The sequence below is a fragment of the Acinetobacter indicus genome (assembly GCF_009914475.1).
Lineage (GTDB): Bacteria > Pseudomonadota > Gammaproteobacteria > Pseudomonadales > Moraxellaceae > Acinetobacter > Acinetobacter indicus.
Map to the genome: position 1 here is coordinate 2029456 of NZ_CP045198.1, position 24976 is coordinate 2054431.

Genomic DNA, 24976 nt, shown 5'->3' on the forward strand with positions numbered 1-24976 from the left:
AAACACATTATTGCAATCATTTACGTGCAGTCTGACGCTGCATGACTTATGCTAAACCTATCTTCTGACTTGAAGCCAAAGACATGATGAAAAACTGGGTCGATCCTGAAGCAAAAGCTGAAGCCGAACGTTACGATAATCCGATTCCAAGTCGCACACTGATTCTTGAAAGTATTGAAAAACTGCAACAGGCCCAGTCGCATGCCGACTTGGTTGAATATTTTGAAATTGCCGATCAGAAAAGTATTGATGCCCTGAGCCACCGCTTAATTGCCATGGTGCGTGATGGCCAGCTCATGAAAGACGGATTCAAGTTCCAGCTTGCCGCCGAGCAGCCTACCCATGAAGCCACGGTCTACATTAATAGCAAGGGTCTCGGTTCTGCCCATATTGACGGACAAAATGACATCCTGCTACCCGAGCGTGAATTGCGTCTGGTGTTTAATGGCGACCGCGTTAAAGTGCGCCAGACCTCGGTCGATCGCAAAGGCAAAGCCTGGGGCTTTATTACCGAAGTCCAGCAGCGCCGTGTGAAACAGATCATTGGCAAACTGTCGATGTATGACGGTGAATATTTTATTCAGCCGGGCAATCCGAACAGCCATCAGCCGGTGACTTTAGAAAAAGAGCTGGTTGAACACGCCAAACTGAATCTGGGCGATTCAGTTCGCGTTGCCATTGATGACTATCCAAGCCGTGAAGAATTTGCCACCGGCCATGTTGTACAGTCGATGGCCGATAAAGCCGATACCGAAATCATCATTCCCCAGACTATTTTAGAGTTTGGTTTACCATATGAATTTCCGGACAATGTCTTAAAAGATGCCGACAGTTTTAAAGAACCGTCAGCCAAAGACCGTGAAGGCCGGGTCGATTTACGTGATTTAGCTCTGGTCACCATTGACGGTGAAGATGCCCGCGACTTTGATGATGCGGTGTATGCAGAAAAACGTCCAGGGGGCGGCTACCGCGTAGTGGTCGCGATTGCTGATGTCAGCCACTATGTCCGCACGGGCAAACCGCTGGATGATGAAGCCCAGGAACGCGGCACTTCGGTCTATTTCCCGCATTTTGTCTTGCCGATGTTGCCAGAAGCCTTATCGAATGGCTTATGTTCGCTGAATCCGCAGGTAGATCGTCTGTGTATGGTCTGTGACCTGAACCTGTCCCGTGCCGGCCGGGTAACCAAATTCGAATTCTATCCCGCGGTAATGCATTCCAAAGCCCGTCTGACCTATACCCAGGTGGCGCAATATTTTGACGGCGACAGCGCTGCCATTCCGGAAGACCGGGATGTACGCAAATCGCTGAATACCCTGTTCCAGCTGTATCAGGTACTCAAAGGTTTACGTGCCCAGCGTCATGCCATGGAATTTGAAACTGTCGAAACCTATATGACCTTCGACGAACTCGGTGGTATTCAGGAAATCCTGCCGCGAACCCGTAATGATGCGCATAAACTGATTGAAGAGTGCATGTTGCTGGCCAACGTGGCGGCGGCAGAATTTGCGCTCAAAAATGATATTCCGATGCTGTACCGTGTGCATGAGCCACCTGAGTTTTCACGGATTCAGAAAGTTCGTGAATTTGTAAAACTGCTGGGACTGAATTTCCCGGAACAGCCAACCCAGGCCGATTATCAGGCCGTGATTGATGCCACCAAAGACCGCATTGATGCGCCAAGTATTCATGCGGTGCTGTTACGCTCGATGATGCAGGCCTATTACGGCGCGGCCAATGCCGGCCACTATGGTCTGGCCTATGAAGCCTATACCCACTTCACCTCACCAATTCGTCGTTATCCGGATCTGCTCTTGCACCGTGCCATTAAGGCGCATCTGGCCCAGAAACCTTATCCGATTTCGGGTGCCGCGCTGGATGATGCCGGTGAGCATTTCTCGCAAACTGAACGCCGTGCCGATGAAGCCTCCCGCTCTGTGACCATGTGGCTGAAATGTCATTATATGCAGCAGCATTTAGGCGAAGAATTTGTCGGGGTGATTTCTGCCGTGACCGAATTTGGTCTGTTTGTCACGCTGAAAGATCTGTATGTCGATGGCATGATTCACGTCAGCCAGCTGGGCGATGACTTCTTTATGTTTGATCAGGCCAGCCAGTCACTGGTCGGTCAGTCACGCGGTCAGACCTTTAGTCTGGGCGATGAAGTCAAAGTCAAGGTGGCCGGAGTCAACCTGGAAGAACGCAAGATTGATTTCGAGCTGGTCAAACAATTGACCCATGCCGGTCGTGCGATCCGCAGCCGTGCACCACGCGTGGCCAAAGCCGCGCCGCGTGCTGAAGCCACCGAAGAAATCTTTCATGATCGTCCAGTCAAGCTTGCCGTGAGTGAAGATGGCGAACAGCCGTTGAAGAAGAAAAAGGCCAAATCCAAGCCGAGTTCTTATGGCAAAAAGCCGGCGAAAAAAGTCACCGCCAAGGCTGAAAGCAAAGACAAGGTCAAGAAAAAAGCCAAAGTGAAAAAGAAAAAGTCCAATGCCAAGTCCAAGCTGGACTAAGCAGCCCGATCAGAAACAGAGCGCCACGGCGCTCTTTTTTGTATGAAGTTGAGCAATTCTGTACACACCGCTTGATTTCCCACGCTGGAGGCCCTACATCTATTGCTAAGACAGGACTTCAACATGGAAAAAGAAATGACATTAGAACAGGCAACCCTGCCAGTATCCCAGTTTGACCAGATTACGCTGCCCCAATTAAAACAACAGGTTGAACAGACCATTGCCCAAGGGCAGGCCTTTTTACAGCAACTCCAAGACATTCCAGCCAGTAGCGATGCACAGTTGCAGGTTCTGGCACAGGTCGATCATCTGGAAAACCAGATGAGCGAAAGCTGGGGCGTACTCTCGCACCTGAATGCGGTGATGAACAATGCCGAAACCCGTGAAGTCTATCAGGCACTGTTACCCGGCCTGAGCGAATACTATACCCAGCTCGGTCAGCACACGGTGCTGTATCAGACCTATCAGCAGGTTCATGATGCAGTGACGTTTAATGACTTACCCGCAGCGCAACAAAGCGCAATTAAACTGGCGCTGCGTGACTTTAAATTGTCAGGTGTGGCCTTGGAAGGTGAAGCGAAAAAACGCTATGCGGAAATTTCAGCGCGCCTGTCGCAGCTGTCCTCTGACTTTTCCAACCATGTACTGGATGCAACACAGGCTTACTTTAAACCGCTCACAGAAGCACAACTAGCCGGCCTGCCTGCCAGCAGTGTGGAATTACTCAAGCAGTATGGCCAGCAACGTGAGCTGGAGCAGCCGGTTGCGACGCTGGATTTCCCGTCCTATCTGGCCATTATGACCTATGCTGAAGATCGCAGCCTGCGTGAAGAGTTATATAAGGCTTATACCACCCGTGCTTCTGACCAGTCGGCCGATCAGGCCTTTGACAATACCGCGGTGATGGAAGAAATTTTAAGCCTGCGTCAGGAAATGGCCCAGCTGCTCGGCTTTAACAACTATGCCGAACTGTCATTAGCCAGCAAAATGGCACCAAGTGTCGAAGCAGTTGAGCAGTTCCTGGTTGAGCTGGCCGAACATGCCCGTCAGCCAGCTGAACAGGAAATTGCCGAACTGAAAGCCATTGCCGCAGCAGATGGCATTCAGCAGCTGCAACCCTGGGATACCAGTTTCTATTCAGAAAAACTGAAACTGGCCCAGTTCAATCTGTCTCAGGAAGCACTGAAACCGTATTTCCCGGCGCCGAAAGTGGTTGACGGCTTATTTAGCATCGTCAAGCGTCTATACGATGTCGATATTATCGAGCGTGAAGCACCGGTCTGGCATCCAGACGCCCGTTATTTTGAACTGCAAGATCAGGGTCAGGTAATTGGCGGTTTCTATTTTGACCTGTATGCCCGTCAGGGCAAACGCGGCGGCGCCTGGATGAGCGGTTTCCGTTCGCGCATGCAGCAAAGCCAGGGCCTGCAACAGCCAATTTGCTATATGGTCTGTAACTTCACCCCGCCCGTGGGGGATCAGCCGGCCTTACTGACCCATGATGAAGTACTGACCTTATTCCATGAATTTGGGCATGGCCTGCATCATATGCTGACGGAAGTCGACAACATTGCGGTGGCCGGCACTCACGGCGTAGCCTGGGATGCGGTGGAACTGCCAAGCCAGTTTATGGAATTCTGGGCTTGGGACAAAGAAAGCCTGGATGTACTCAGTCAGCATATCGACACACAGGCCACCCTGCCGGATGATTTACTGCAGGCGCTGCTGAATGCGCGCTTCTTCCAGTCCGGCATGCAGACCCTGCGCCAGCTGGAATTTGCCCTGTTTGACCTGAATATTCACCGCATGACTCCGGCCTTGACCGCCAGCCAGATTCAGGATGTGCTGAATGAAATCCGGTATAAATATGCGGTGGTGCCAACCACCGATTACAACCGCTTCCAGCATAGCTTCAGTCACATCTTCGCCGGGGGCTATGCGGCCGGTTATTATTCCTATAAATGGGCCGAAGTTTTGGCCAGCGATGCCTTCGATCGCTTCGAAAATGAAGGAGTATTTAACACCGACACCGGAAAGCAGTTCAGGCAGTTTATTCTAGCAGTTGGCGGAAAAGATTCAGCACTTGACGCGTTTATCAATTTCCGCGGACGCGAGCCAAAAATAGATGCATTATTGCGTCATCAAGGTTGGACGAAGCCAATTAAAAACGCTTAAACTAGGGCCTTAATTTGAACACAGGATCAGTATGATGACCATCAAACGTCGTTTCATTGCAGGCGCAAAATGTCCAAAATGCCAGGCTATGGATCGGGTGGTCATGCTGACCTCAGGTGATGATGAATGGATTGAATGTATCGACTGTGGCTATAGCGAAAATCGCCCAACCCATGTCGATGAACCTCAGCCACCGGCAGCGCCTGATGAAGTGGGTGTGATTCAATTTAAACCACGTCATCCTAAGTAAAAAAATTAAGGTTCATTTATTCATGACGCTTGATCAGAGAAATAGCTCAAAACTATTATGGGCCATTATTGGGGGCCTGATCGTAATCGTACTTGTGGTGCTGTCTTATCAATGGATGAGCCAAAACCAGAGTGCAGAGGTAACACCTGAAGCCGAGCTGCTAAGTCAGCCGGCCGCACCTGCGGCTAAAGCCAAAGCAGAACCAGCGGTGCAGCTGGAAGAAGTACCACAGCAACTGGTGAGTGAAGATATTCTGAAACAGCCGGTTGCTACCAACGCGACCCTGGCCAAAGAAGAAATGGCCAAACTGGAAGATCTGCAGGCACAGCTGGATGATCAGGCCGCGCTGCTCAATGCCCAGCACGCCGATGCTGATGAACTGATTCGCCTGAAAGAAGAACAGATTCAGCTGCTCGAAGCCCAGCTCAAACAGCAATAATTATGACCGGCAGTCTGCGTTAAATCGGCTAGAATACATCCTTATTCCTCGCCCGGATTGATGATGACTGCCTCCACGCCTCAGCATGATCTGATCAAAGCCATTGGCTTACTCACCCTCTCTGCTTTTCTGTTTTCGCTGATGGGCGTGTGTATCCGCTACGCCTCGCATACGGTCGACAATGCCACTATTGTGTTCTTCCGTAATTTTATTGGCCTGTTTATTTTTCTGCCACTGCTGTTCAATAAAGGCCTCGGCTTTTTTAAAACCCGGCGTCTGTGGATGCATACCTGGCGTAGTGTGGTCGGTCTGCTGGCGATGTATGGCTTTTTCTATGCCATTGCCCAGCTTAAACTGTCCAATGCGATGGTGTTTACCTATTCTTCCCCGATCTTTATTCCGCTCATTGCCTGGTTATTCCTGAAAGAAAAAGTCAGTGCAGCCATGCTGATCGCCGCCCTGTTTGGACTGATGGGCGTACTCTGTGTGGCCAAACCGGATGCCGGCCTGTTCAATCATCTGTCGATTATTGGTCTGGGTGCCAGTTTTCTGGCTGCAATGGCCTTTGTCACTGTGCGCGCCCTGACTCAAACCGAACCACCAGAACGGATTGTGTTTTATTTCTGCCTGATTGGCACCCTGATTTCAGTCATTCCAATGTTCTGGCTATGGCGAAGCTATCAATGGAGTGAACTGGGCCTGCTGATCAGTGCCGGGGTGCTGGCCAATATCAGCCAGATTTGTATGTCGCGGGCCTATAGTCTGGCGCCCGCTGGTCAGATTGGGCCGGTAAATTATATTGCGATTATTTTTGCCGGCATCTGGGGCTTTTTGTTCTGGCAGGAATTGCCCGATCTGTCCAGCCTGCTCGGCTTTGGCCTGATTTTAATTGCGATTTTACTCTGTGCAGCCCGCTGTTTAAAAAAGCCAGTCCTACACAGGCGCCATAAAAATACCCTGACCTTTCGCAAAAGATCAGGGTATGGTCATCATCACGGTTGAACGGCTGGCTTACTGATACCAGCCAAACAGTTTAAAGAAGTATGGTACATAGGCAATCATCAGCATCGCTGGCAGCATCACCAAGATCGGCAGAATCCAGCGCTCAAAACGATAGTAGAAGGATTTGTGGCGCACTTCGGCATCTGCCGCCGCCACTTCTTCATCGCCAATCGACTGCCTCGCCAGCAAGTGGTTCAGCGCGACCGGCGGGGTGATATAGCCCATTTCAAAGCCAATCAGGGTAATCATCCAGAAATGCACCGGTTCAATCCCATACTGGTAGGCCACCGGTGCAACCGTGGCAGAAATCAGGATGACCGCACCAAACGGGTCCATAATCATGCCGACCAGTACCATCACCAGTACAATCAGGCTAATCACAATAAAGGTACTACTGATATCAGTCGGGAAAGCCTCCATGATTTCAATCCGTTCCAGGAAGCCGCCGACACTGACCGATAAGGCCATCAGAATCACCAGCGCGCCAATATGCCCCACGGTTTCACTAATGGAAATGTGCATCGACTTCCAGAAGCCAACCTCACGCTCCGGCTCGGACACCGCCACGCTATGATCCGCCGACATGCCAGTATCCTCAGTTGCAGTATGTACGCCATCGCGGTATTCCACACCACTGACTGCACTGGCGGTCGCCAGCGCCGGTTGCGATGAATCGGTATATTTTGCTGTCAGGCTTTCATCCCAATGACCTACTGGTGGAATTGGCGCCGGTTCATGCCGCAATTTATCAAACAGGACAATTAACAGCAGAATCACAGGCATCATCACCGGCGCGGTAAATTCGTTCAGGTTGGTGTCCAGCGCATATTTGTAGAACATCCAGATCAGCACGAAAATAATCACATACGGCACCACCGCACCCATGGCACGTAAAGATCGTGGTGCAGCCACAGCTGGTGAAGCAATCCGGAACTTACTTTCAGCAAAGAACAGCGATACCACCAGGAAAATTGTTGTAGTCAGCAGGAATACATACACGCCATAGTGGTACAGCACATCGGTGGTGACTTCCTTGTTTAAAGAGGCAACGACCACAATCAGCAGACATGGACGTAATACCACCCCCATCGAACCGGACAGTGCCGTTGCTGCCAGAGCAAACTGACGGCGACCGCCAGCATTCCAGACTTCTTTATAAATGATGGCACCGGCCGCGATCACGAAAATCCCCGAGGCACCGGTATAGGCTGTCGGTAATGCTGCACCAATCAGGATTAACCAGGTCAGGGTTTCTGGTGCCAGATTCCATGGCCGCATGATGTTCAGGAATTTATCCACCACACGGGTCTGCTTCAGCAGCATACCGGCCCAGATAAACAGCGCCAGATTCAGGAAGATGCTGGAGAATTCCACCAGCTGGCCCAGGTAAATCCCCTGCCCCATTGGATAATCCATGAAGAAGGTAAAGGCAATACCGGTAATAATGGCCATATAGGCATACAGCGGTACACTCAGAAAAGCCAGACCTAGACTGCCGCCTTCTCGCGTTGGTGCAGGCGGACGAACAAACTGCCATAAACTGATGAGGGTCAGCGCACTAAACAGGATCATCCACAACCAGTAAATGATCTGCATTTCACCGGTCATCGGTACCCCGGAATTCAGCACCGAACGATACTGGCTATAGGCCGAGAATGCCAGAAAGGCATTGGCCACGGTCATGCAGGTGGTATATATCCGATAATCAATTCGTGTGGCAGGCCCACGCAAACCAATATGATGGGTTTTTAAAGTGGCACTAATCGCGGCAAACACCACCATCAACACCAGCAGCAAGGCACGGTTTTCAGTACCAAATTTAAAGATGCCAAAGAAGGTGGTTTCTACACTGCGATAGGTGCGTAAACTTGGATGCGCCTGCATATGCTGCACAGCCTGGTCATAGAACACATATTTTTCTTCACAGACCTGCTGCGCGGCCATAATTGAGGCACGCACATCCGATTCAGACGGGGTTCCAAAAATATCAGCAAATTCATCGGCCGCATTGGCTTTCATTTGTGCCTGCACCTGGCCGTCAATATCCGGGTTGCGGTCACAGTCAGGGGCACTTGGTTCAGCGCGCAAGAATGAATACTGCATACCAGTGGCAGGATCACCGTATAGACGTTCGCCCATACGCAACAGCTGGCCGTGAATCATCTCACCGGTTCCAATGATCAGCGTCAGCAGCAGCAGCACCAGAATCACAAAGGCAGAAATCCATTCTGTCCATATATATCTGAGCAGATCCAGTCCGGATCTGCGTTGTCCTTGATTTGACATATTTTTTCCTGTTTTTTTATTTTCGGAAACGGCAACAGGGCCGTATTTCGCGCATCCTGTAGCAAGCAGCCATCCTGCTGCTATTCAAATCTTGTTTTCATTCTTTTCGAATGTGCATCAAAGTACATTCATTTAAAATGACAATATTCATTTTCTTTTTGGTAGAAATGGTCAACCGGATCACTTTTTCAAGCTGTAGGTATAGATCAGGTAGACTATCGCCAATCCCGCACCCCAGATCACGCCCAGCAAATGTGCCTCGACCAGTACCGGGCTACCAATCAGCTCGGCCGTTTCCTTACTGCCAAAGGTATTTTCCCACAGCAGTTTGGCCAGAATCAGCAGCAATACCAGCGCAGCAAACCGGCGTTCTTGAGCATCAAGCAGATGCACTACTGCCACCGCCATATAGGCTCCATGCAGCACCCCAGACAGGCCGGCATAGGCTTCAATATGTGGAAACAGGACATAGAAACTGAAACTGATGGCCGGAGGTAATAGTAATAACAGGCTGACAAAATGCCAGGTTTTGACCCGCGGAAAAATAAAAGGCAAACAGGCAAAGGCCAGAATATTCAGCAGATAATGCACCCAGCCCACATGCACCCAATGCGCTGTCCACAAGCGCCAGAATTCTTGTAACAGAGCAGGACGCCAATAAATAAAATGATCCGCAAACACCTGCAAACAGGCCGCCAGCGACATAAACACGGCAATAAAAATAATTTTCTTACTGAAAAAATGAAGTGTCATGTCGTTGTCCCTGTTGAATCTTTTAAGTATAAAGCGTCCTCCTCGTAGCGACTATTTACAGATTGTTGAGTTCCGTATCTGGATCAGCGCTTGTATCTTCACCAAATAAATCATCCAGTTCAGACGCATTGTCCTGCTCATCCCAGAAACGGCTCATGCCATCATCGGCAGTACGTACCCCGGTATTTTCAGTCCAGTAACGGTCTGAAATCCCCTGCACCATGGTGGCAGCCATGCTGTCAATTAGCTTGAATTGCGGGTTAATTGGTTTTTCTTCGGTGCGTGCAGCCGCAAATGATTTTAGCGCATCACGAATCTTGGCATCATCGCCGCTGGCCTGCGCGGCCACTGCATACAGGGCATGCGACAGGCGCACACCTTTCTGCTCACCAATTTGCATCGACTGTTTCAGGGTCTGATACGGCTCCGGTTTGCCATCTCCCGCACCTGGCAACAAGGTCCAGATCACGGCACGGGTGGCTTGTGGTGCACCCCAGAATTTTTCATTGTTCAGACAGGTCATGCCACGCTCGACCACGGCAGCAATATCTTTAGGCACATGCACCGCACCGCCAGAGTTAATATCATTGGTCATGGCCTGTAAACCGCTGATCATGCCAAGCAAATATACGGTCTGATCAATATCGCTATTCATTTTCGGGCAGCCTTCACCCAGTGGTTTTCTGTATTTCTTTTCCCAGCGATTCTGAAATAACTGATAACCGGTATATTGGCGCTGTGCCGCAATGGCCGCCCAGCGTTTCTGTTCAATCCGGGCATCTTGCGCTTCACTGACCTGTCCGGCTTTTGAAGCACGCAAATAACGCAGCTCGGCATCCAGGGCACGGTTTTCCGCACAGATACCGGCGGCTGAATACATTAGCACCGCAACCCGGGTCGGGTCTGCACCCATATCTTTGGTGGCCATAATTGCAGGAGTCAGGGAATTACCACTGCTACAGACCATTTCGGCATCATCCATAGCCAGAATGGGAGGAACAATATGTTTTTCTGTAAAACCTAAAGCCACATTGGCACCGGTTTTCACCACTTGTGAACAGCCGGAAAGAAGTGTTGTTGTGAATGCAATAACCGCCACACCCTGGCAGATTTTTTGGACTTGCGACATTTTCCTGTCCTCTATAATTGTGTTTATGTCCATGGCAACAAACATATCAGATGCATTATCTGAATAAAAGAGCATTTACTCTAATCTGAGAGCTGTACTTTGACATGAAAAGCGGGCAAGAAAATTGACTGAATTTGCAGGAAAGCCAAATTTTAGGCAAAAAAAAGTAGCATTGCGACGGTTCAGCACATGCTACTTATTAACTGGAACCCAATTACGGGCATTTTATTGGTGCAATTCGTTCCTTCAGCAAGCTTCCTCATCATCCAGCCACAATTGAACACAATTGCGATGACCAGAAACATTCACGTGGCGATCACCCTGGCGATTTCCCTGTTTGCTGTTGGTGTCTTTAATATATCTGGATAATTTTCAAACACAAGAGGCTTTTGTCCAACAATCGGTATTTTTTGCCAATTTACCGTGACTGTGTAGGACAAATAAAATGATAGACTTTATAAATTTATTTAAAATCAATATCTTATTTTTATATTAAAATATACAACTGTCTGACAATTAGATGGTTTTTGCCAATGTTTTTAAGGCTTTCCACTCTGCAAACGAAACTTGGTCACGCCAGATGACTGCAGATTTGACCGGTGCATGATGAAAATACAGCACCAGATACAGCTGATGATCCAGAATATGCTCGAGCAGACCGCGTTGAATCTTGGAGCCAGAATTAAATTGCAGACTCCACTCTGCCCCATCTAAATGCGCCAAGGCGGTTAATTGGGAGCGTCGCTGAAACCCGTAATAACTGACAGCCGCCAGGAGCAGACCTAGCAGCCAAAGCAGCGGATGTAATAATTGAAAACTTAAAACAGAAAATAGAATCAGCAGGCTCAGCTGAAACAGCAGCGCCAGACGGCTCGGTTTCAGCTGAAAGTCGCGCTTAGCCGTGGACATAGTGTTTTAATTTACGGATCAGCTCGCGCATTTCCGGGCGTGGCGGTTCAGACACTTCCATAAACCAGTCCAGTAAATCCGGATCTTCCTGTTCAACCAGCGCCGCAAACGTGGCTTTTTCTTCCGGATCAGCGGTTAAATAATAGTTTTTCACATAAGGATCAAAGTAGACATCAATTTCCTTTAAACCGCGACGGGCACGATAAATCACTTTACGCTCTTCTAAGCTAATGTCTTCACTCATGGTTTTGTCCACATCATATTGATATCGCAATTAGTTTAACCCAGCCCAGAAAAAGTTTCGATGAATTTATCGGACTGACCAAAACCGCCAGCAAAAAGCCAGAAATGATGTTTCTGCACATTGTACTGCCGGCTCAGTTTGCTTTAGTTTCAAGGCATAAAAATAAGTGAAGGAACTCTAACCATGCAATCTGCTGCAATTCGCCCACTCAACAACATGTTGCCACGAAAATTATTTCAGAGTGAGCATGAGGCATTCCGCGATACGGTGCGCAAATTTTATGAAAAGGAAGTTTTGCCGAATACGGAAAAATATGAACAGCAACAGCATGTAGACCGCGATTTATGGAACAAGGCCGGTGAACTGGGACTGCTGTGTACCACCATGCCAGAGCAGTATGGTGGCTCTGGAGTAGATCGCCTCTACAGCATGATCCTGATTGAAGAACAGGCCTATGCCGGCGACTCGGCCACCGGCTTCTCGCTGCATTCCGATATTGTCGCCAACTATATTCATAATTTTGGCAACGAACAGCAAAAACAGCACTGGTTGCCGAAAATGGCGACAGGTGAAGTGGTCACCGCCATTGCCATGACCGAACCGGGCACAGGCTCAGATTTACAGGCAGTACGCACCACGGCAGTTTTAGAGGGCGATGAATACGTCATTAACGGCTCTAAAATTTTTATTACCAATGGCTATTTATGCGATATGGCGATTGTGGTGTGTAAAACTGGCAATAGTGACAAAGGTTCTGCCAACCTGTCGCTGATTATGGTCGAGGCAGATCGTGCCGGTTTTAGCAAAGGTAAACCGCTGAATAAAATTGGCATGAAAGGTCAGGACACCTGCGAGCTGTTTTTTGACAATGTCCGGGTACCCAAAGAAAACCTGCTCGGCATGGAAGGCATGGGCTTTATCATGCTGATGAAAGAGCTGGCCTGGGAACGCATGATTGTGGCGATTATCTGCCAGGCTGGTGCCGAAGCAGCCTTTGCGCATACCCTGCAATACACCAAAGAACGTAAAGCCTTTGGCAAACCGATTGGCGCCTTTCAGAATACCCGCTTTAAACTGGCGGAAATGCGCACTGAAATTGATTTCTGCCGCGCCTATCTGGACCGGTGTATGGAACTGCAGCTCGAAGATCAGCTAAGTGTTGATGCAGCAGCGGCGGCCAAATACAAAATCTCGGAGCTGTTTTCCAAAGTGGTGGATGAATGTCTGCAATTGCATGGCGGCTATGGCTATATGCTGGAATATCCGATTGCCCGTGCGTATTTAGACAATCGCGCCAACCGGATTTATGCCGGTACCAATGAAATTATGAAAGAGCTGATTTCCCGCTCCCTATAACGCATTACAAGCGTAGAACCCGATATAAACAACAAGGAAGCTCAATTGAGCTTCCTTTGTTCATTGCACGATCATGATGATGTGTGCTTAAGACACCAGTTTAGGTTTACGTGCAGACTCACTGACTGCTTTACGGAACTTCAGCACCGGATCAGCAAATGAAGCCTGTTTTAAATCCTTACGGTCTTTCAGGTAATTATTGCTCACCCGCCAAGGCGCATGTTTACCCTGCTTTGGCATCACATTCGCGGCACGGGCAATATAACCCGAAGTTAAACTACCCATCACAGTGTCTTCCATCAACTCTGAAGGATCACCTTCCGCAATCACTTCGGTATAGCCTTGCTGATCCATATGATTAATCAGACGGCAGATATAATCCGCAGCAATATCAACTTTTAAAGTCCAGGAGGCATTGATATAGCCAATAATCATGGCCATATTCGGCACATCGCTGACCATCACACCCTGATACAGCATATGTTTCGAGGTATCCAAAGGCTGATGATCAATGGTGGCTTTAACCCCGCCTAAAATCTGAATTTGCAGACCGGTAGCCGACACAATCACATCTGCGTCGAGATGTTTGCCAGATTTTAACTGGATGCCCTGTTCGGTAAAGGCTTCAATCTGGTCGGTTTCAACACTGGCCTGCCCTTCACGCAGCACTTTAAACAAATCTCCATCTGGCACCACACACAGACGCTGATCCCATGGATTATAGCTCGGGCTAAAGTGTTTCATATCCACTTTGCCTTTCAGCTGCATCTCAATTGACTTTAATAAAAATTTACGCAGCAGCTTCGGCTGTTTCTGTGCCAGCGCATACACACCGCGTTGCATACCAATATTTCGTGCCCGCGTCAGCTTATAAGCCAGCTCCTCCGGCAACACCTTGCGCATGTTGTTATAGATAAAATCTACCGATGGAATGGAAGCAATATAGGTCGGTGAGCGCTGCAGCATGGTGACATGCGCTGCACCGCCTTTGACCATTGCAGGCACCAAGGTAATAGCGGTAGCACCACTGCCAATAATCACCACTTTTTTACCAGAATAATCGAAGTTTTCCGGCCAATGCTGTGGATGAATAAAAGTACCTTTAAATGCCGACTGATTCGGGAAATCCGGCTGGAAGCCCTGATCATAATTGTAATAGCCGGTACACCCCAGAACAAAATTGGCGATCCAGGTCTGTTTTTTGCCCTGTGCATTTTCAATCACGACAGACCATTTCTGGCTCTGACTATCATAATTGGCAGACAGTACCCGATGCTGGAAATGAATTTTGGATTTCAGTTGATACTCTGCAATCACTTCTGACAGATAGTTCTTAATTGAAGCGCCATCAGCCAGAATACTGTCTTGCGTCCAGGGCTTGAAATTAAAGCCAAAGGTCGACATATCCGAATCGGAACGGATACCTGGATATTTAAATAAATCCCAGGTGCCACCAAAGCTCTCACGACGCTCGATAATTTCAAAGGTGCGCTGCGGGCAGTGTTTGGAAAGATGCGCGGCCAGACCAATACCAGAGATGCCCGCACCCACAATTAGAATATCAACATGCTTGTCCATTTTGTTTTTATACCTGTTCAACGTTCTGTTTTTATTAAAGCACAAATTTGACAATACTCAATGTCAAGTTTAATAAAAAGCGATAAAATTTATATCAATTCGGGACACAACAGAAAAATTGTCTGACAACTGGCCATAAAAAAAAGGCCGGTTTAAAAAACCGACCTTTTTTAGAACAACTGAACTGCTCTTGCGAAATTATTTAACTTCGCGATCTACAAGTTCAACGTAAGCCATCGGTGCAGCATCACCTGCACGGAAGCCCGCTTTAAGAACACGTAGATAACCGCCGTTACGTTCTTTGTAACGAGGGCCAAGAACGGTAAATAATTTACCAACAGTTGCTGCATTACGAGTACGAGCAAACGCCAAACGACGGTTTGCAACTGTATCGTTTTTAGCTAAAGTGATTAAAGGCTCAGCAACGCGGCGAAGTTCTTTCGCTTTAGGCAAAGTTGTTTTAATTAACTCGTGCTCAACTAAAGCATTGGTTAAGTTTTGGAACAACGCCTTACGGTGGCTGCTGGTACGGCCTAATTTCACACCACTATTACGATGACGCATGGTGAATAGTCCTACTTAATTAACGGCTACGATAAGCGAAGCGGTCGTCCATGCGGAGACTAGCTGGTGGCCAGTTCTCTAAACGCATGCCGAGCTGCAAGCCTTTCGATGCCAGAACATCTTTGATCTCAGTAAGCGATTTTTTACCCAGGTTAGGTGTTTTAAGTAACTCAACCTCGGTGCGCTGTACAAGATCACCAATGTAGTAAATATTTTCTGCTTTCAAACAGTTAGCAGAACGAACAGTAAGCTCTAGATCATCTACTGGACGAAGCAAAATTGGGTCAACTTCTTCACGAGGTTCTTGAGCCACAGGTGCCTGATCTTTCTGAAGGTCAACAAAGATTGCAATTTGTTGTTGCAAGATTGTTGCCGCTTTGCGGATTGCTTCTTCAGGATCAACAGTACCGTTGGTTTCAAGATCAATGATCAGCTTGTCAAGGTCAGTACGTTGTTCTACACGCGCATTTTCTACGATGTAAGACACACGTTTGATCGGGCTATAAGAAGCATCTAACTGTAAACGACCCACTGGGCGAGTTTCGCCTTCTGGGAAACGTGAGTCAGATGTTTCATAACCACGGCCTTGAGCCACTTTCAAACGCATTTTTAACGCGCCTGATGCACTTAGAGTGCCGATCAAGTGTTCAGGGTTAACCACTTCAACATTGTGCGGTAAACGAAGGTCAGCTGCAGTAACGTCACCTGGACCTTGTTTTTCCAATGTCAAATAAGCTTCATTTTGATCGAATAGCTTAATAGACAATCCTTTCAGGTTCAGCAAGAGCTCGACGATGTCCTGCTGCAAGCCTTCTAAGGTACTGTACTCGTGCTCAACACCCTCAATTTCAACTTCAACCACAGCTGCGCCAGGTAAAGAAGAAAGAAGGATGCGACGTAAAGCATTACCAAGAGTATGACCAAAGCCACGCTCTAATGGTTCCAGAATAACTTTTGCCGAGGTCCCGCTAACCGCTTCGACCTTGATCGCTTGCGGAGTTAGAAACTCATTTGCAGTACGCGTCATTATTGCTACCTCAAGGATTATTTAGAATACAATTCTACAATCAAGCTTTCGTTGATTTCAGCAGGTAAATCAGAACGATCTGGTGCAGCTTTGAACGTACCTTCTAATTTAGCGTGATCAACTTCCATCCAAGAAGGGATACCACGTTGAGCAGCTAATTCAATTGCGTTTTTGATACGTAATTGTTGTTTAGCACCTTCGTGAACTGCGATCACGTCACCAGCTTTAACTTGGATAGACGCGATGTTAACACGACGGCCATTCAAAGTAATGCTACGGTGAGATACAAGCTGACGAGCTTCTGCACGTGTAGAACCAAAACCCATGCGATAAACGACGTTATCAAGACGGCTTTCAAGCAATTTCAACAAGTTTTCACCTGTTGCGCCTTTAACACGAGCTGCTTCTTTATAGTAATTACTAAATTGACGCTCTAAAACACCGTACATACGACGTACTTTTTGTTTTTCACGTAATTGTAGTGAATACTCAGATTGTTTGCCGCGCGCTTGGCCATGTTGACCAGGAGCTTTAGCGTGTTTTTTAGTTTTGACGTCAAATGGTTTAACGCCAGATTTTAGTTGCAGGTCTGTCCCTTCGCGGCGAGAGAGTTTGCATTTTGGACCAATATAACGAGCCATGAATGTTTCTCCTTACACGCGACGTTTTTTAGGTGGACGGCAACCGTTGTGAGGAATTGGAGTCACATCGGTAATGCTGTTAATTTTATAACCCACTGCACCTAATGCACGAACCGCAGACTCACGACCTGGACCAGGACCTTTTACAAGGACGTCCAAGTTTTTCAAACCGTAATCTAAAGCAGCTTTACCAGCAACTTCAGCAGCTACCTGAGCAGCAAACGGAGTTGATTTACGTGATCCACGGAAGCCTTGTCCACCTGAAGTGGCCCAAGCCAGTGCATTACCTTGACGATCGGTAATAGTCACAATGGTGTTATTAAAAGAAGCGTGAATGTGTGCAACACCTTCAGAGACGGTACGGGTGACCTTCTTGCGTGTGCGAGTATCTTTAGCCATCTTTTAGCTTCCAGAAATCTTATTTCTTAATTGGTTTGCGCGGACCTTTACGGGTACGTGCGTTAGTTTTGGTGCGTTGACCACGGACAGGCAAGCTGCGACGATGACGAAGACCGCGGTAGCAGCCTAAATCCATTAAACGTTTAATGTTCATGGAAATTTCGCGACGTAAGTCACCTTCGGTCGGAACCTTAGCAACTTCTGCACGAATCGCATCAAGCTGAGCGTCATCTAATTCACGGATCTTAGTGGTAGTAGCGATACCAGCAGCAGCTAAGATGTTCTTAGCAGTGTGGCGACCAATACCAAAGATGTACGTTAGAGAGATAACAGCATGCTTGTTATCCGGAATGTTTACACCGGCAATACGAGCCATTCAATTTTCTCCAAAAAGGCAGTTAAGATAATCAACCGCCCCACAAAAATCTTGAGGGGCGGATAATAACCTAATTAGCCTACTGAAATCAACAGGTCTTGATCAGATTAACCTTGACGCTGCTTATGACGAGGTTCTGCGCTGCAAATTACGCGGATAACCCCATTACGACGGATAACTTTACAGCTACCACAAATTTTCTTTACAGAAGCTTGTACTTTCATGATGAAACCTCTAAGTGCGCTTATCCCTTAGGATGAGCAGTCGTTTTTCTCATTAACGTTTGATTATCGTACTGGTGCGAGGTGAGATGTGCTTGAAGCTGAGCCATAAAGTCCATCACGACTACCACAACGATCAATAATGAGGTACCACCCAAATAGAATGGAATACCAAACGAGCTCTGCAATACCATCGGCATCAAGCAGACCACTGTGATATAAATCGAACCAATAAAGGTCAAACGATTGAGAATATGATCTAAGTAACGAGCAGTTTGCTCACCTGGGCGAATACCAGGCACATAAGCTCCGCTGCGTTTCAAGTTCTCTGACACTTCTTTCGGACTAAAAACTAGCGCGGTATAGAAATAACAGAAAAAGATAATTAACGCACCAAAGAGCACCAAATACAATGGCTGTCCAGGCGACAATACGAGTGCCAGATCTTGCAAGCTACGCTTGATAATCCCTGCATCAGGATCCGCACTTCCTACCCATTGACCCAGACTGGCCGGGAACAACAGCAGAGAGCTGGCAAAAATTGCCGGAATCACACCTGCCATATTAATTTTTAATGGCAAATGGGTTTGCTGTGCAGTAAATACACGACGACCTTGCTGTTTTTGAGCATAGTTTACCGGAATACGACGTTGCGCTTTCTCGATAAACACAATGGCTGCCAGTACCGCCAGTGACAACAGACCAAAAATCACCAGACCAATCAGGCTGGTTTGACCATTATCGACTGAAGATAGCGATTGCAAAATCAGATTTGGCAATCCGGCAACGATACCGGCGAAGATGATCATGGAAATACCATTGCCCACCCCACGTTCGGTAATCTGTTCACCCAACCACATCAGGAACATTGTACCCGCCACCAGCGAGGTGACTGCCGGAACGTAAAACGCAAGACCTGACGTTAAGGTAATCCCTTGACTGATCAGACCTGCACACATCCCGATTGCCTGTACTAAGGCAAGGAACAAGGTACCTTGGCGCGTATATTGATTAATCTTACGCTTGCCCTGCTCGCCTTCTTTCTTTAAAGCTTCCAGCGAAGGAACCACGGTTGACATCAGCTGCACGATAATCGACGCAGAGATGTAGGGCATGATCCCGAGAGCAAGAATCGACATTCGCTCTAATGCACCACCCGAAAACATGTTAAACAAACCCAGGATAGTACCTGAGTTTGCATTAAAAAGATTTTCAAGTGCGGCATTATTAATGCCTGGTACTGGAATATGCGCTCCTAGTCGAAATACCAATAACGCACCAATGAGAAACATCATTCGGCGAATAATTTCACGATATTTCACGTGAAATGGTTGGCCTTTCATCATATGTACATGACCTGAAGAACTAGGAGACATAGACACTGGAGATTACTCCTCGACTTTACCGCCAGCAGCTTCAACAGCAGCTTTAGCGCCTTTAGTCAATGCAACACCTTGAACAGTGAAAGCACGAGTAATTTCACCAGAAAGTACGATACGCGCACGGATCATGTCTTTACGCACAACGTTCGCCGCTTTTAAAGTTTCTAGGCTAACGATGTCGCCTTCAACTTTAGCAAGCTCAGATAAACGTACTTCAGCAGTTTTTAAAGCGATTTGGCTAGTGAAACCGAATTTAGGTAAACGACGATATAACGCAGTTTGACCGCCTTCGAAACCTGGACGTACGCCACCGCTCTTACGTGATTTTTGACCTTTGACACCACGGCCACCAGTCTTACCTACGCCAGAACCGATACCACGGCCCAGACGACGGTTTTCACGTTTAGCACCTTCTGCAGGTGCAAGTTCATTTAAACGCAGAGTCATGGCTTATTCCTCTACACTAACCATATAGTAGACTTGGTTGATCATACCACGGTTAGAAGGCGTATCTTGCACTTCTACAGTATGACCAATACGACGCAGACCTAAACCTTTCAGGCAAAGCTTGTGATTTTTCAAGCGGTGCGATGCAGATTTAGTCTGGGTAACTTTAATCGTTTTCATGATTGATTACCCTTGAATTTGTTCTACAGTCAGACCACGTTTCGCAGCGACTTTCTCAGGAGAAGTCATATCACGCAGACCGTTGAAAGTCGCGTTTACTACGTTCGCAGCATTTGTAGAGCCATAACATTTTGTTAATACGTTACGCACGCCAACAGCCTCTAGAACTGCACGCATAGCGCCACCAGCAATTACACCAGTACCTTCAGAAGCAGGTTGCATGTAAACGCGGCTTGCACCGTGACGAGCATGAATAGGATGCTGAACAGTACCGTCAACAAGGTCAACAGTAATCATGTTGCGACGAGCAGCTTCAAGTGCTTTAGAAATAGCAGCTGGAACTTCACGCGCTTTACCACGACCAAAACCTACGCGACCATTACCGTCACCCACAACAGTTAATGCTGTGAAAGAGAAGATACGACCACCCTTAACAACTTTGGCAACACGATCAACGGCTACCAGCTTTTCAACAAGACCTTCGTTTTGTTCAACTTTAGCCATGATTAGAACTCCAAGCCGTTTTCACGAGCAGCATCAGCCAAGGCTTTGATACGACCATGATATTTAAAACCAGAACGGTCAAATGCAACTTTAGTTACACCAGCTGCTTTCGCACGTTCTGCGATTAAAGCACCAACTTTCTTGGCAGCTTCAACGTTACCAGTTGTACCAGCACGTAAAGTAGCATCTAAAGTAGAAGCTTGCGCTAAAACTTTGCCACCATCTGCTGAGATAACTTGAGCATAGATGTGACGCGGAGTGCGGTTTACACACAAACGAGTCGCACCCAATGCACGGATGTGCAAGCGTGTGCTTTTCGCACGACGCAAACGGGATTGTTTCTTTTCGTTCATAAGAACCTCGCGCCTTATTTCTTCTTAGCTTCTTTACGAAGTACAACTTCGTCAGAATAACGAACACCTTTACCTTTATATGGCTCTGGTGGACGGTAACCACGGATCTCAGCTGCTACCTGACCTAATAATTGCTTGTTAGCAGATTTCAGGATGATTTCAGTTGCAGTAGGAGTTTCTGCAGTTACACCTTCAGGAAGGCTGTAATCGATTGGATGAGAGAAACCAAGGTTAAGGTTAACAACAGTACCTTTAACCGCAGCTTTATAACCAACACCGATCAGTTGTAACTTACGTTCGAAACCTTCGTTCACACCTTTTACAAGGTTGTTTAATACAGCGCGAGCAGTACCAGCTTGCATCCAAGCGTCTTTCGACTCTTTTACTGGAGCAACTTGAAGAGTACCATCTTCCTGTTTTAGCTCGACCAGCGCATGCAGGTTGAAAGACAATGTACCTTTGCTGCCTTTCACTTCGACCTGCCGGCCGTTCTGAGTAACTGTTACACCGTTAGGTACAGTTACTGGGGCTTTAGCCACACGAGACATGAGGAATCACCTATTAAGAAACAAAAGCAATAACTTCACCACCAACGCCCGCAGCACGTGCAGCGCGATCAGTCATGATGCCTTTGCTTGTAGAAACAATTGCAATACCTAAACCTTGCTTAACGCTTGGAAGTGCATCTTTACCGCGATACTGACGTAAACCAGGACGGCTTACGCGTTTCACAGTTTCGATAACTGGTTTGCCTTCGAAATACTTTAATGTCAAAGTAAGAGTTGCTTTGCCTTCAACGTCAGCAACTTCTACATTGGCAATGTAACCTTCTTGTTGAAGTACGTTTGCAATCGCAACTTTCAACTTAGAGTTAGGCATAGAAACAGTTTGTTTCTTCGCCATTTGTGCGTTACGAACACGAGTTAACATGTCGGCAACGGTATCTTGCATACTCATTCTAGTCGCTCCTTACCAGCTTGCCTTAACAACGCCAGGTACATCACCTTGCATTACTGTGTCACGTAATTTGTTACGGCTTAAACCGAACTTACGGAAGTAACCATGAGGACGACCAGTTAAACCACAACGGTTACGAAGACGCACTGGAGACGCATTACGTGGTAATGCTTGTAACTTCATCATCGCTTCGAAACGCTCTTCGTCGCTTGCATTTACGTTTGCAATAACAGCTTTTAATTCAGCACGTTTTGCAGCGTATTTAGCAACAGTAGCTTCGCGTTTCAATTCGCGATTAATCATACTTTTCTTAGCCATATCGACCTCTTATTTGAACGGGAAGCCGAATGCACGCATAAGCGCACGGCCTTCGTCATCGGTGCGAGCAGTCGTAGTGATGGTAATATCCATACCACGAATACGATCAATCTTATCGAAATCGATTTCAGGGAAAACGATTTGTTCTTTAAGACCCATAGAGTAGTTACCACGACCATCAAATGATTTCGCAGAGAAACCACGGAAGTCACGGATACGAGGGATCGCGATAGAGATCAAACGGTCTAAGAATTCGTACATGCGTTCGCCGCGTAAAGTAACTTTACAACCAATCGGCCAACCATCACGGATTTTAAAACCTGCGATAGATTTACGAGCTAACGTAAGAACTGGTTTTTGACCAGCGATAGCTTGCATATCAGAAAGAGCACCATCAAGGAGTTTCTTGTCAGCAGCAGCTGCACCAACACCCATGTTGATAGTGATTTTAGTGATGCGAGGGATCTCCATCACATTCTTAATGCCCAATTGTTCTTGTAATTGAGCTTTAAGTTCGTCGTTGTAACGTGTTTTAAGTCTGGCCATTGCCTATTTCAACCTATTACTTCGCTACCGCCACTGATTCACCATTTGATTTGTAAACGCGAGTTTTCACGCCGTCAATCGTTTGGTAACCAACACGGTCAGCCTTTTGGGTTGTAGCATTAAAAATTGCCACGTTTGAAATATGAAGCGAAGCTTCCTGAGTTACGATGCCGCCTTCAGCGCCAGTAACACGGTTCGGCTTTTGATGCTTCTTAACCAGGTTAAGGCCTTCAACCTTAACGCGGTCATTAGAAACTGACAAAACAGTACCCTGTTTGCCTTTTTCTTTACCTGCGATCACGATTACTTGATCGCCTTTTTTAATCTTAGCCATGATTGCCTCTTATAGAACTTCAGGAGCCAATGAAATAATTTTCATGAACTGTTCAGTACGAAGTTCACGAGTCACTGGTCCGAAAATACGAGTAGCAATCGGCGCTTTGTTGTTGTTCAAAATAACGGCTGCGTTATCGTCGAAACGAATCACAGAACCATCTGGACGACGGATACCGAATTTTGTACGTACAACTACAGCATTCATCACGTCACCTTTTTTAACACGTGCGCGTGGAATTGCTTCTTTTACAGTAACTTTAATAATGTCGCCAACAGAAGCATAACGACGATGTGAACCACCAAGTACTTTAATACATTGTACGCGGCGAGCACCACTGTTGTCTGCTACGTCGAGCATCGTTTCGGTTTGAATCATTGCCCTACTCCAAAACCGAGCATCACCGGTCACAATTTCGAAAGGCTCAAAGAGTACTCGAAATTGACCGATGATGCAACAAGAACGTTAATTACTCAGCAGCTGCTTCAACAACTTCAACTAGAGTCCAAGACTTAGTTTTAGAAATTGGGCGGCTTTCTTTGATGGTTACAACATCACCGATTTTAGCGGTATTGTTCTCATCATGAGCATGTAATTTTGTTGAACGGCGGATTGATTTGCCATACAACGGGTGTTGAACACGACGTTCAATAAGCACAACAATAGACTTGTCCATTTTGTCGCTTACGACTTTGCCGGTTAACGTGCGGACTGTTTTATCACTCATTGTCCGTTCCCCTGTTTTTCGGTAAGGAGTGTCTTAATACGAGCAATAGTTTTACGAGCGACTTGCACTTCGTGCGATTTGCCCAATTGACCAGTTGCTTTCGCCATACGAAGACGGAATTGGTTAAGCTGTTGCTCATCAAGCAAAGCTTTCAACTCTTCTACCGATTTTTCACGTAGATCTTTAGTTTTCATTACATTACCGTCCGAGTCACGATAGTGGTTTTAAACGGAAGTTTAGCAGCAGCAAGCTTGAATGCTTCAGTTGCTAATTCATCGTTCACACCTTCCATTTCGTACAGGATCTTACCTGGTTTGATTTCGCAAACCCAGTATTCCACGTTACCTTTACCGTTACCCATACGAACTTCTAATGGTTTTTCAGTAATTGGTTTGTCCGGGAATACACGGATAAAGATCTTACCACCACGTTTAACACGACGGCTGATTGTACGACGCGCAGCTTCGATCTGACGCGCAGTCATACGACCACGTTCAGTCGCTTTAAGTGCGATAGAACCGAAAGATACAGTGCTACCACGGTGCGCTAGACCAGTGTTACGGCCTTTTTGAACCTTACGGAACTTAGTACGTTTAGGTTGCAACATGGATTATTCTCCTTTTTCAGCAGAACGATCATTGCGACGACCACGACGCTCTTGACCTTCACCACGACCGCGACCGCGTTTAGCTGGACGTTCTTCAGCTGGAGCTGGGTTCATGACTTGTTTCATGCCGCCCAAGATCTCACCACGGAAGATCCAAACTTTAACACCAATCGTACCGTAAGTCGTTTCAGCACGCATAGTCGCGTAGTCGATGTCCGCACGAAGTGTATGTAGAGGTACACGACCTTCACGATACCATTCTGTACGAGCGATCTCAGCACCGCCTAAACGGCCAGAAACTTCAACTTTGATACCTTTGGCACCAGCACGCATAGTGTTTTGAACCGCACGCTTCATAGCACGACGGAACATTACACGCTTTTCTAATTGAGAAGCGATTGCTTCAGCAACCAGACGTGCGTCCAAGTCTGGACGATCGATTTCGTTGATGCTTACTTGCGCTGGAACACCCATAATGTTGGTAAGTTCGCGCTGTAATTTCTCAATGTCTTCGCCTTTTTTACCGATAACGATACCAGGACGAGCAGTGCTAATAGTTACTTTAGCAGCGCCTGTCGGACGTTCGATAAGAATATTGCTTACCATTGCGTTCTTAAGTTTTTTAGTTAAAAACTCACGAACTTGAAGGTCTTTAAGCAAGTATTCAGCGTATTGTTTCGGATTCGCATACCAGTTAGCGTTATGACGTTTCACAACACCTAGGCGGATACCGATTGGATGAACCTTCTGACCCAT

General features: G+C 47.2%; 33 protein-coding genes and 1 pseudogene. 7 read left to right on the forward strand and 27 right to left on the reverse strand.

From position 1 onward, the window contains the following. Positions 1-83: 83 nt before the first annotated feature. The 5 genes from rnr to GA693_RS10035 all read left to right on the forward strand — a co-directional run bounded on the left by rnr (position 84) and on the right by GA693_RS10035 (position 6382). Positions 84-2516: a ribonuclease R gene (gene rnr, locus GA693_RS10015; RefSeq protein WP_104483961.1), complete on the forward strand. Its 2433-nt coding sequence runs from the start codon at positions 84-86 to the stop codon at positions 2514-2516. Between the two features lie 135 nt (positions 2517-2651). Next, the gene (locus tag GA693_RS10020; RefSeq protein WP_160241787.1) at positions 2652-4691 is read left to right on the forward strand and encodes a M3 family metallopeptidase; all 2040 of its coding nucleotides are present in this window, start codon (positions 2652-2654) and stop codon (positions 4689-4691) included. A 40-nt stretch (positions 4692-4731) separates the two neighbouring features. Next, positions 4732-4941: a YheV family putative zinc ribbon protein gene (locus GA693_RS10025; RefSeq protein WP_171065117.1), complete on the forward strand. Its 210-nt coding sequence runs from the start codon at positions 4732-4734 to the stop codon at positions 4939-4941. A 22-nt stretch (positions 4942-4963) separates the two neighbouring features. Further along, positions 4964-5380 (forward strand): hypothetical protein, encoded by a 417-nt coding sequence (locus GA693_RS10030; protein ID WP_075167410.1) that lies wholly within the window; start codon positions 4964-4966, stop codon positions 5378-5380. A 63-nt stretch (positions 5381-5443) separates the two neighbouring features. Then, positions 5444-6382 carry a DMT family transporter gene (locus GA693_RS10035; RefSeq protein WP_160240945.1) on the forward strand — a complete coding sequence of 313 codons (939 nt, stop codon included), beginning with the start codon at positions 5444-5446 and terminating at the stop codon, positions 6380-6382. Between the two features lie 9 nt (positions 6383-6391). On the opposite strand, the gene GA693_RS10040 is transcribed toward GA693_RS10035, so the two are convergent. The 3 genes from GA693_RS10040 to GA693_RS10050 all read right to left on the reverse strand — a co-directional run bounded on the left by GA693_RS10040 (position 6392) and on the right by GA693_RS10050 (position 10550). Continuing rightward, positions 6392-8668, reverse strand: a complete 2277-nt coding sequence (locus tag GA693_RS10040) for a TRAP transporter large permease subunit (protein ID WP_160240944.1) — start codon at positions 8666-8668, stop codon at positions 6392-6394. Between the two features lie 180 nt (positions 8669-8848). Continuing rightward, positions 8849-9421, reverse strand: a complete 573-nt coding sequence (gene rrtA / locus GA693_RS10045) for a rhombosortase (RefSeq protein WP_160240943.1) — start codon at positions 9419-9421, stop codon at positions 8849-8851. 55 nt (positions 9422-9476) lie between these two features. Then, on the reverse strand, positions 9477-10550 hold the full coding sequence (locus GA693_RS10050) for a hypothetical protein (protein ID WP_005180236.1): 1074 nt from the start codon (positions 10548-10550) through the stop codon (positions 9477-9479). Between the two features lie 189 nt (positions 10551-10739). Here GA693_RS10050 and GA693_RS10055 point away from each other — a divergent pair, with 189 nt between their 5' ends. Then, positions 10740-10919: a hypothetical protein gene (locus GA693_RS10055; protein WP_127801044.1), complete on the forward strand. Its 180-nt coding sequence runs from the start codon at positions 10740-10742 to the stop codon at positions 10917-10919. 147 nt (positions 10920-11066) lie between these two features. On the opposite strand, the gene GA693_RS10060 is transcribed toward GA693_RS10055, so the two are convergent. Further along, a complete protein-coding gene (locus GA693_RS10060; protein ID WP_005180237.1) occupies positions 11067-11459 on the reverse strand; it encodes a hypothetical protein in 393 nt (130 codons plus the stop codon). Further along, positions 11446-11703: an FAD assembly factor SdhE gene (locus GA693_RS10065; RefSeq protein ID WP_005180238.1), complete on the reverse strand. Its 258-nt coding sequence runs from the start codon at positions 11701-11703 to the stop codon at positions 11446-11448. Before GA693_RS10065 ends, GA693_RS10060 begins: the two co-directional genes overlap by 14 nt. A 183-nt stretch (positions 11704-11886) precedes the next feature. Here GA693_RS10065 and GA693_RS10070 point away from each other — a divergent pair, with 183 nt between their 5' ends. Beyond that, complete coding sequence (locus GA693_RS10070) at positions 11887-13059, forward strand: acyl-CoA dehydrogenase family protein (RefSeq protein WP_005180239.1); 1173 nt, start codon at positions 11887-11889, stop codon at positions 13057-13059. 87 nt (positions 13060-13146) lie between these two features. On the opposite strand, the gene GA693_RS10075 is transcribed toward GA693_RS10070, so the two are convergent. From GA693_RS10075 to rpsC, 22 genes and pseudogenes are all read right to left on the reverse strand, one after another. Beyond that, entirely contained in the window at positions 13147-14637 is a 1491-nt protein-coding gene (locus tag GA693_RS10075; RefSeq protein ID WP_104470060.1) for a flavin-containing monooxygenase, read from the reverse strand. A gap of 198 nt (positions 14638-14835) precedes the next feature. Continuing rightward, positions 14836-15201 carry a 50S ribosomal protein L17 gene (rplQ, locus tag GA693_RS10080; RefSeq protein WP_004754212.1) on the reverse strand — a complete coding sequence of 122 codons (366 nt, stop codon included), beginning with the start codon at positions 15199-15201 and terminating at the stop codon, positions 14836-14838. A gap of 19 nt (positions 15202-15220) precedes the next feature. Next, a complete protein-coding gene (locus GA693_RS10085; protein WP_005180245.1) occupies positions 15221-16228 on the reverse strand; it encodes a DNA-directed RNA polymerase subunit alpha in 1008 nt (335 codons plus the stop codon). A gap of 17 nt (positions 16229-16245) precedes the next feature. After that, positions 16246-16869, reverse strand: a complete 624-nt coding sequence (rpsD, locus tag GA693_RS10090; protein ID WP_016658534.1) for a 30S ribosomal protein S4 — start codon at positions 16867-16869, stop codon at positions 16246-16248. Positions 16870-16881: 12 nt separating this feature from the next. After that, a complete protein-coding gene (gene rpsK / locus GA693_RS10095) occupies positions 16882-17268 on the reverse strand; it encodes a 30S ribosomal protein S11 (RefSeq protein WP_001040166.1) in 387 nt (128 codons plus the stop codon). Positions 17269-17287: 19 nt separating this feature from the next. Further along, positions 17288-17644, reverse strand: a complete 357-nt coding sequence (gene rpsM / locus GA693_RS10100; protein WP_005012957.1) for a 30S ribosomal protein S13 — start codon at positions 17642-17644, stop codon at positions 17288-17290. Between the two features lie 107 nt (positions 17645-17751). Continuing rightward, positions 17752-17868 carry a 50S ribosomal protein L36 gene (gene rpmJ / locus GA693_RS10105; protein ID WP_000867907.1) on the reverse strand — a complete coding sequence of 39 codons (117 nt, stop codon included), beginning with the start codon at positions 17866-17868 and terminating at the stop codon, positions 17752-17754. A gap of 20 nt (positions 17869-17888) precedes the next feature. Continuing rightward, positions 17889-19208 carry a preprotein translocase subunit SecY gene (gene secY / locus GA693_RS10110; protein WP_171065119.1) on the reverse strand — a complete coding sequence of 440 codons (1320 nt, stop codon included), beginning with the start codon at positions 19206-19208 and terminating at the stop codon, positions 17889-17891. A 45-nt stretch (positions 19209-19253) separates the two neighbouring features. Next, entirely contained in the window at positions 19254-19694 is a 441-nt protein-coding gene (gene rplO, locus GA693_RS10115; RefSeq protein WP_005180254.1) for a 50S ribosomal protein L15, read from the reverse strand. Positions 19695-19697: 3 nt separating this feature from the next. Next, positions 19698-19874, reverse strand: a complete 177-nt coding sequence (gene rpmD / locus GA693_RS10120; RefSeq protein WP_005180256.1) for a 50S ribosomal protein L30 — start codon at positions 19872-19874, stop codon at positions 19698-19700. Between the two features lie 6 nt (positions 19875-19880). Further along, the gene (gene rpsE / locus GA693_RS10125) at positions 19881-20378 is read right to left on the reverse strand and encodes a 30S ribosomal protein S5 (RefSeq protein ID WP_005180258.1); all 498 of its coding nucleotides are present in this window, start codon (positions 20376-20378) and stop codon (positions 19881-19883) included. 2 nt (positions 20379-20380) lie between these two features. Continuing rightward, entirely contained in the window at positions 20381-20731 is a 351-nt protein-coding gene (rplR, locus tag GA693_RS10130; protein WP_005180260.1) for a 50S ribosomal protein L18, read from the reverse strand. A gap of 14 nt (positions 20732-20745) precedes the next feature. Then, on the reverse strand, positions 20746-21279 hold the full coding sequence (gene rplF, locus GA693_RS10135) for a 50S ribosomal protein L6 (protein ID WP_005180261.1): 534 nt from the start codon (positions 21277-21279) through the stop codon (positions 20746-20748). Positions 21280-21292: 13 nt separating this feature from the next. Continuing rightward, on the reverse strand, positions 21293-21688 hold the full coding sequence (rpsH, locus tag GA693_RS10140) for a 30S ribosomal protein S8 (protein WP_005180264.1): 396 nt from the start codon (positions 21686-21688) through the stop codon (positions 21293-21295). 12 nt (positions 21689-21700) lie between these two features. After that, the gene (gene rpsN, locus GA693_RS10145; protein ID WP_005180266.1) at positions 21701-22006 is read right to left on the reverse strand and encodes a 30S ribosomal protein S14; all 306 of its coding nucleotides are present in this window, start codon (positions 22004-22006) and stop codon (positions 21701-21703) included. Between the two features lie 9 nt (positions 22007-22015). Further along, complete coding sequence (gene rplE / locus GA693_RS10150) at positions 22016-22552, reverse strand: 50S ribosomal protein L5 (protein ID WP_005180272.1); 537 nt, start codon at positions 22550-22552, stop codon at positions 22016-22018. A gap of 16 nt (positions 22553-22568) precedes the next feature. Beyond that, positions 22569-22886 (reverse strand): 50S ribosomal protein L24, encoded by a 318-nt coding sequence (gene rplX / locus GA693_RS10155; protein WP_005180274.1) that lies wholly within the window; start codon positions 22884-22886, stop codon positions 22569-22571. A gap of 9 nt (positions 22887-22895) precedes the next feature. Further along, complete coding sequence (gene rplN / locus GA693_RS10160) at positions 22896-23264, reverse strand: 50S ribosomal protein L14 (RefSeq protein WP_001982634.1); 369 nt, start codon at positions 23262-23264, stop codon at positions 22896-22898. A gap of 91 nt (positions 23265-23355) precedes the next feature. Beyond that, positions 23356-23613, reverse strand: coding sequence for a 30S ribosomal protein S17 (gene rpsQ / locus GA693_RS10165; RefSeq protein ID WP_005180277.1), 258 nt, complete (start codon positions 23611-23613; stop codon positions 23356-23358). Continuing rightward, positions 23610-23807 carry a 50S ribosomal protein L29 gene (gene rpmC / locus GA693_RS10170; protein WP_000849928.1) on the reverse strand — a complete coding sequence of 66 codons (198 nt, stop codon included), beginning with the start codon at positions 23805-23807 and terminating at the stop codon, positions 23610-23612. The genes rpsQ and rpmC overlap by 4 nt, the downstream gene beginning before the upstream one ends. After that, positions 23807-24220, reverse strand: coding sequence for a 50S ribosomal protein L16 (rplP, locus tag GA693_RS10175; RefSeq protein ID WP_005180280.1), 414 nt, complete (start codon positions 24218-24220; stop codon positions 23807-23809). Before rplP ends, rpmC begins: the two co-directional genes overlap by 1 nt. Beyond that, a pseudogene (rpsC, locus tag GA693_RS10180) lies at positions 24160-24976 on the reverse strand (30S ribosomal protein S3). The gene rplP and the pseudogene rpsC overlap by 61 nt, the downstream one beginning before the upstream one ends.

What these genes read in the sequence shown, in the direction of transcription:
- rnr (WP_104483961.1), top strand. Translation starts at nt 84, where the DNA reads ATGATGAAAAACTGGGTCGATCCTGAAGCAAAAGCTGAAGCCGAACGT.
- GA693_RS10020 (WP_160241787.1), top strand. Translation starts at nt 2,652, where the DNA reads ATGACATTAGAACAGGCAACCCTGCCAGTATCCCAGTTTGACCAGATT.
- GA693_RS10030 (WP_075167410.1), top strand. Translation starts at nt 4,964, where the DNA reads ATGACGCTTGATCAGAGAAATAGCTCAAAACTATTATGGGCCATTATT.
- GA693_RS10035 (WP_160240945.1), top strand. Translation starts at nt 5,444, where the DNA reads ATGACTGCCTCCACGCCTCAGCATGATCTGATCAAAGCCATTGGCTTA.
- GA693_RS10040 (WP_160240944.1), bottom strand. Translation starts at nt 8,668, where the DNA reads ATGTCAAATCAAGGACAACGCAGATCCGGACTGGATCTGCTCAGATAT.
- rrtA (WP_160240943.1), bottom strand. Translation starts at nt 9,421, where the DNA reads ATGACACTTCATTTTTTCAGTAAGAAAATTATTTTTATTGCCGTGTTT.
- GA693_RS10050 (WP_005180236.1), bottom strand. Translation starts at nt 10,550, where the DNA reads ATGTCGCAAGTCCAAAAAATCTGCCAGGGTGTGGCGGTTATTGCATTC.
- GA693_RS10055 (WP_127801044.1), top strand. Translation starts at nt 10,740, where the DNA reads ATGCTACTTATTAACTGGAACCCAATTACGGGCATTTTATTGGTGCAA.
- GA693_RS10060 (WP_005180237.1), bottom strand. Translation starts at nt 11,459, where the DNA reads ATGTCCACGGCTAAGCGCGACTTTCAGCTGAAACCGAGCCGTCTGGCG.
- GA693_RS10065 (WP_005180238.1), bottom strand. Translation starts at nt 11,703, where the DNA reads ATGAGTGAAGACATTAGCTTAGAAGAGCGTAAAGTGATTTATCGTGCC.
- GA693_RS10070 (WP_005180239.1), top strand. Translation starts at nt 11,887, where the DNA reads ATGCAATCTGCTGCAATTCGCCCACTCAACAACATGTTGCCACGAAAA.
- GA693_RS10075 (WP_104470060.1), bottom strand. Translation starts at nt 14,637, where the DNA reads ATGGACAAGCATGTTGATATTCTAATTGTGGGTGCGGGCATCTCTGGT.
- rplQ (WP_004754212.1), bottom strand. Translation starts at nt 15,201, where the DNA reads ATGCGTCATCGTAATAGTGGTGTGAAATTAGGCCGTACCAGCAGCCAC.
- GA693_RS10085 (WP_005180245.1), bottom strand. Translation starts at nt 16,228, where the DNA reads ATGACGCGTACTGCAAATGAGTTTCTAACTCCGCAAGCGATCAAGGTC.
- rpsD (WP_016658534.1), bottom strand. Translation starts at nt 16,869, where the DNA reads ATGGCTCGTTATATTGGTCCAAAATGCAAACTCTCTCGCCGCGAAGGG.
- rpsK (WP_001040166.1), bottom strand. Translation starts at nt 17,268, where the DNA reads ATGGCTAAAGATACTCGCACACGCAAGAAGGTCACCCGTACCGTCTCT.
- rpsM (WP_005012957.1), bottom strand. Translation starts at nt 17,644, where the DNA reads ATGGCTCGTATTGCCGGTGTAAACATTCCGGATAACAAGCATGCTGTT.
- rpmJ (WP_000867907.1), bottom strand. Translation starts at nt 17,868, where the DNA reads ATGAAAGTACAAGCTTCTGTAAAGAAAATTTGTGGTAGCTGTAAAGTT.
- secY (WP_171065119.1), bottom strand. Translation starts at nt 19,208, where the DNA reads ATGAAAGGCCAACCATTTCACGTGAAATATCGTGAAATTATTCGCCGA.
- rplO (WP_005180254.1), bottom strand. Translation starts at nt 19,694, where the DNA reads ATGACTCTGCGTTTAAATGAACTTGCACCTGCAGAAGGTGCTAAACGT.
- rpmD (WP_005180256.1), bottom strand. Translation starts at nt 19,874, where the DNA reads ATGAAAACGATTAAAGTTACCCAGACTAAATCTGCATCGCACCGCTTG.
- rpsE (WP_005180258.1), bottom strand. Translation starts at nt 20,378, where the DNA reads ATGGCTAAAGTTGAACAAAACGAAGGTCTTGTTGAAAAGCTGGTAGCC.
- rplR (WP_005180260.1), bottom strand. Translation starts at nt 20,731, where the DNA reads ATGAACGAAAAGAAACAATCCCGTTTGCGTCGTGCGAAAAGCACACGC.
- rplF (WP_005180261.1), bottom strand. Translation starts at nt 21,279, where the DNA reads ATGTCTCGTGTGGCTAAAGCCCCAGTAACTGTACCTAACGGTGTAACA.
- rpsH (WP_005180264.1), bottom strand. Translation starts at nt 21,688, where the DNA reads ATGAGTATGCAAGATACCGTTGCCGACATGTTAACTCGTGTTCGTAAC.
- rpsN (WP_005180266.1), bottom strand. Translation starts at nt 22,006, where the DNA reads ATGGCTAAGAAAAGTATGATTAATCGCGAATTGAAACGCGAAGCTACT.
- rplE (WP_005180272.1), bottom strand. Translation starts at nt 22,552, where the DNA reads ATGGCCAGACTTAAAACACGTTACAACGACGAACTTAAAGCTCAATTA.
- rplX (WP_005180274.1), bottom strand. Translation starts at nt 22,886, where the DNA reads ATGGCTAAGATTAAAAAAGGCGATCAAGTAATCGTGATCGCAGGTAAA.
- rplN (WP_001982634.1), bottom strand. Translation starts at nt 23,264, where the DNA reads ATGATTCAAACCGAAACGATGCTCGACGTAGCAGACAACAGTGGTGCT.
- rpsQ (WP_005180277.1), bottom strand. Translation starts at nt 23,613, where the DNA reads ATGAGTGATAAAACAGTCCGCACGTTAACCGGCAAAGTCGTAAGCGAC.
- rpmC (WP_000849928.1), bottom strand. Translation starts at nt 23,807, where the DNA reads ATGAAAACTAAAGATCTACGTGAAAAATCGGTAGAAGAGTTGAAAGCT.
- rplP (WP_005180280.1), bottom strand. Translation starts at nt 24,220, where the DNA reads ATGTTGCAACCTAAACGTACTAAGTTCCGTAAGGTTCAAAAAGGCCGT.